Here is a 3,863-nt window from a genome sequence, read left to right as displayed (position 1 = left end):
GCGCAGTCGCCCGATCCTCGACACGATCAAGCAGTGGCTCGACACCACCGCCCCGCGGGTCCTGCCGAAGGGCTTGCTTGGGCGCGCGATCGGCTATGCCCTCGGGCAATGGCCGACGCTGACGACCTTCCTGGATGACGGCCGCCTTGAGATCGACAACAACACCGCGGAGAACTGCATCCGGCCCTTCGTCACCGGTCTCAATTATGTGCAGCTCCGGATTATGCGCAGTTCCGCCAGCACCTCTGGTTTCCGGGAAGGCAACTGGCGGAGCAGCTTGGGTTTCAGACCCTGGTCAGGCGGCGGCGTCAGCGCCGCCTGCGCATAATCAGAGGCCGTCCAAGAAGGCCAGCAACGTCGGCGACGCCACAAAGCGCGGCGGGCCGACGGGCGGTGCCTGAAGGGTCGCCAGCGCCTGCTCCTTCATTCGCAAGTCCGCTTCCATATACTGGTGGGTCGTCTCCACGCTTTCGTGCCCCAGCCACAGGGCGATCACGGTCAGGTCCACCCCGGCCTGGAGCAGATGCATCGCGGTGGTGTGCCGCACCGAGTGCGGCGATACCCGCTTATCCTTGAGCGAGGGACAGCAGGAACTGGCGGCCCGCACGCTGCGCGCCAGGCGCGAAGCGACCCCGGAGCGAGTCATCGGTTGCCCCTGGCGGTTCGGAAACAAGGGCTGCTGAGGCTCCGCTCCGATCCGCGCCAACCAGTCGCGCAGCAGTTTCGTCGTCCGCGCCCACAGCGGCACGACCCGCTCCTTGCGGCCCTTGCCATGCAGATGCAGGGCCTGGCAGTGTTCGCTTTCCAAGTCCACGCGCCGCGCCGCGACCAGCTCCGACACGCGGGCGCCGGTGTTGTACATCGCCGTCAGCAAGGCACGGTCACGCTCGCCGCTCCAGGTGCGCGCATCCGGCGCCTGTAAGATCGCCTCGATCTCTGCGCGGGACAGAAAGCCGACCACGGGCCGGTCGAAGCGTTTGGCCGGGATCGCCAAGACCCGTTGTATCACCGGCAGCGCCGCGGGCTCTTGCAGACCGGCATAGTGCACGAAGGCGCGGATAGCGGCGAGCCGGGCATTGCGGGTGCGCACCGTGTTATGCCGACGGGTCTCCAGATCCTCGAGAAACGCCAGCACCAGCGCGGCGTCCAGATCCGCCAGGGCCAACTCGCCGATGGACTTGCCGCAAGAGGTTTCGGCAAACCGCAGCAAGAGTCGAAAGGTATCCCGATACCCATTGATCGTCTGGCGGCTCGCGCCGCGCTGCTGCATGAGGTGCTGACAGAAGAACGCCTGGAGCAGGCGGGCCAGATCGGTTGGACACGGCGGGGCGTTCATGGTGTCGCCTCCGCGCCGCCAGACTGCGCCAGTCGCTCAAAGCGCTCCCCGGCGATGCTCATCAGCGCCGGAATGGCGGTGAGGTACCAATAGGTGTCGGTGACCTTGACGTGCCCCAGATAGGTCGACAACAGCGGGACTGCGCAGGCCAGATCGATGCCTTCCTGGTACCAGGCGAGCAGTCGGCGACAGGCGAAGGTATGGCGCAGGTCATAGAGCCGGGGTCGGCCTTCGGGCGCGCGGTCCCATCCGAGTTGGGTGCGGATGCAATGGAAGGCATAGAGTGCTTGCGCGTAGCCCAGGGGACGACCGTCGTCGCGCAGAAAGAAGGCTGGTTCGCGACTCAGCGGCAAGCGCTGCTCGCGCAACTGCGCATACTCGCTCAGCGCGGCGCTGGCGGTGAGGTGCAAGGGCACATACCGGGACTTGCAGAACTTGGTCTGGCGCACGCACAGCAGGCCGCGCGCCAGATCCACGTCCGCACGCTGCAGGTGCAGTGCCTCCGAGACGCGCAGGCCGGTGGCCGCCAGGAGCCCCAGCAGACACTGCATGCTGGCTGGTCGCAGCCCCCGGGCTGGAGTCAGTGCGCCGGCCCCCGCCAGCAGTTGATCGATTTCCTCATCGGTGTAGATGTGGGGCGTCAGCCGGCGATGGGCCGGCCCAAGCGCACCGGCCGGTGGGATCTGGGTCTCTGCCTCGAACGCCGCACAGAACTTGGCGAAGGGACGGACCACCTCCAACCGGCGCGCCCGGCCAATCGGGCCGCTCCGCGCGGAGGCACAGGCCCACTCCAGGGCCAACTGTGCCGTGATGGGGCCGCTGTGCCCGCGGGCATCGGCGAACTGGGTAAAGCGCTGCAACTGCTCACCTTCGATGCGCAGGGCATACCCCAACCGACGGCGCGCTGTCAGATAGGCCGTCACCCGTTCCTGCATGGTCGACCAGTGGCTCATAACGACCTCCCCGGCCAGGGCAGGGCCACGCGCGACAGATTGGGCAGATCCACCTTGGCGTAGATCGCGGTCGTGTCGATGCTGCGATGGCGCAGCACGTCGGCCACGAGCTTCAGTGAACTGCCGCCCTGGACCATGCGCGCGGCGGCGGTGTGGCGCAGTATGTGGGTCCCAGACCACGGCAGGCCCGCGCGCGCGAAGGCCCGGCGGATCGCGCCGCGCACCGTGGTCTTGGCGGCGACCTCGCCCACCGGTGCGCGGTGCTGGACGAAAAGCGCCCGACTCGGCGTCGTGGGTCGCCCGTGGCGCAGATAATCGGCCAGGGCCGCCCCGGTCGGCGCGGGGAGCGGCAACTGCGCGGCTTGGCGGCTCTTGCCGGGCCGCAGATGCAGGACTCCCGTTCGCCAATCGATGTCGTCGAGCCGTAACGCGGCCACCTCCTGGCACCGCAGGCCCAGATCGGCCAGACAGCGGGCCATGGTATAGTCGCGGCGCCCGAGCGCGGTCGCGCGATCGAAGGCGCCCCAGAGGCGTGCGAGTTCCGCCGCGCTCAGGCTGGGCGGTAGTGGGGCGAGCGACCAGTGTGGCGGTGTCGGTACCGCGCCGGTCAGGTCGGCCGACAGTTCCCCTTCAAACTGAAGAAAGCGCAGAAAGCTGCGCAACGAATAGGCCAGGACGCCGACGCTGCCGGGTCGCTGGATGTGCGCTTGCTCGGTCACGAACCGGATCAGGGCGTCTGGAGCGATCCGGCCGACCGTGACCGGTCCATCCCCAAACTGACCGGCCAAGAAGGCACGCACGTAACGGCGGCGGTACCAGCGCGTCGCGTCGGCCAAGCCGCACACGTCGCGGAGGTACGTATCGAAGCGCGCCACCATGGCCTCAATGCTCGGACTGGACGGTGGACTTCGTGGGCGCAGGCGCGTTTCGCCGCCCATCACCAGCAGTCGGTTCAGCGCGGCGCGGACGCTCTTGCGGTCTCCGTCATCGGGAGATCTAGGGGTACCCACAGTCTTATGCGCAGCCGGGGCGACTGCCGCAGACGGAAACACTCGCTGTATCAACGTACCGCGGCAGTCACCGAACCGGCAACTGCGCATAATCCGGAGCTGCACATAATTCCGATTATGCCGAGCTCGGCATAATCGGAAAAACTGGCTCTTCTCCGGCAGCCCCAAGGGTGCTGAGGCCAGCGCCACCCTCTACAGCCTGGTGGAAACGGCCAAGGCCAACGGCCTGGAGCCCTGGGTGTACCTCAACCACCTCTTCGAGCACCTGCCAACGGCCAAGACCCCGGAGGCCATCGCCGCGCTGCTGCCTCACAATTTGAAATTAGACGACCTGAAACGGCAAGGGTCAATCCTGTAGTTGCCCGGACGCTTACCAAAGTTCGGTATTGGTGCGGGTGGGCCGCAGCCGACTGAAGCCTCGACCTCTCGTCTCAGTTCTTAGGCGCGGGGTGGGATGGGCCTGGGAAGACAGCCACGGCTGAACCCTGGTACTCTGCCTGACACCGGCACGTCATTCGCGTTGTGCGCAGGTTGATTCTTTAGAAAACACAAAAGCAAAACGGC

General features: G+C 66.9%; 4 protein-coding genes and 1 pseudogene. 2 read left to right on the top strand and 3 right to left on the bottom strand.

Features of this window, described 5'->3' with window-relative positions; translation table 11 throughout:
* Positions 1–328 (top strand): transposase (locus tag QZY48_RS34680; RefSeq protein ID WP_366929656.1); only part of this gene is annotated, 328 nt, incomplete at its 5' end.
* Here the strand turns inward: QZY48_RS34680 and QZY48_RS08540 are convergent.
* From QZY48_RS08540 to QZY48_RS08530, 3 genes are read right to left on the bottom strand one after another with little or no spacing between them, the layout of a single operon-like run.
* Positions 329–1,336, bottom strand: a complete 1,008-nt coding sequence (locus QZY48_RS08540; RefSeq protein WP_295430125.1) for a tyrosine-type recombinase/integrase — start codon at positions 1,334–1,336, stop codon at positions 329–331.
* Entirely contained in the window at positions 1,333–2,289 is a 957-nt protein-coding gene (locus QZY48_RS08535; protein ID WP_295430123.1) for a tyrosine-type recombinase/integrase, read from the bottom strand. The genes QZY48_RS08540 and QZY48_RS08535 overlap by 4 nt, the downstream gene beginning before the upstream one ends.
* Entirely contained in the window at positions 2,286–3,299 is a 1,014-nt protein-coding gene (locus QZY48_RS08530; RefSeq protein WP_295430121.1) for a site-specific integrase, read from the bottom strand. Before QZY48_RS08530 ends, QZY48_RS08535 begins: the two co-directional genes overlap by 4 nt.
* A gap of 136 nt (positions 3,300–3,435) precedes the next feature.
* Here QZY48_RS08530 and QZY48_RS08525 point away from each other — a divergent pair.
* Positions 3,436–3,657: pseudogene (locus tag QZY48_RS08525) on the top strand (transposase domain-containing protein); the annotation flags it as partial.
* Between the last annotated feature and the right edge of the window lie 206 nt (positions 3,658–3,863).

The sequence above is a fragment of the uncultured Thiodictyon sp. genome, assembly GCF_903828115.1.
Taxonomy (GTDB): Bacteria; Pseudomonadota; Gammaproteobacteria; order Chromatiales; family Chromatiaceae; genus Thiodictyon.
This window is presented reverse-complemented; position numbering and strand designations above follow the sequence as displayed.

Excerpts from the sequence above, each read along its gene's own strand:
- QZY48_RS08540 (WP_295430125.1), bottom strand. The coding sequence starts at position 1,336 with ATGAACGCCCCGCCGTGTCCAACCGATCTGGCCCGCCTGCTCCAGGCG.
- QZY48_RS08535 (WP_295430123.1), bottom strand. The coding sequence starts at position 2,289 with ATGAGCCACTGGTCGACCATGCAGGAACGGGTGACGGCCTATCTGACA.